The sequence below is a fragment of the Bacillus sp. 01N45 genome (genome assembly GCF_056399205.1).
The window spans coordinates 1-363 of record NZ_JBFTQW010000079.1 but is presented as its reverse complement, the minus strand read 5'-3'; the positions used below and the strand labels follow the sequence as shown (position 1 = coordinate 363).

Genomic DNA, 363 nt, shown 5'->3' with positions numbered 1-363 from the left:
CTGTCGATCATCCGGTTGAAGGTGTCGAAGAAGGTGTCGATGACGCCGGTGTCGTTCATGACGAAGACCTTGCGAAAAAGCGCTCGCGGGCCTGACGCCAGGCCCGCTGGCAGGCGGCGTCCACCAGGGCGGCCTCGCCGGCGCCGCGACACCTGGCAAGCTCGGGATCAGACGCCCGCGGCGCGGCGACCGCCAGGACGGGCCTCTCCTCCCGCCCTGCCTGCAGCCCCGCGATCAGCGCCATCACCGCGACGACCACCAGCACGAGCCCGCGCCTCACGGCTGCCTGCCCATGAACCGGCCGAAGCGGGCCTTGGCGTCGGCGCGCGCGGCGCTCCGGTCGGCCGCCTCGAGGGCCTGCGC

1 protein-coding gene is annotated in these 363 nt (G+C 73.3%); it reads right to left on the bottom strand.

Going from position 1 to position 363, the window contains the following annotated elements:
- Positions 1 to 55 precede the first annotated feature (55 nt).
- Positions 56 to 280, bottom strand: a complete 225-nt coding sequence (trbK-alt, locus tag AC1DMU_RS29805) for a putative entry exclusion protein TrbK-alt (protein WP_476941710.1) — start codon at positions 278 to 280, stop codon at positions 56 to 58.
- Positions 281 to 363 lie beyond the last annotated feature (83 nt).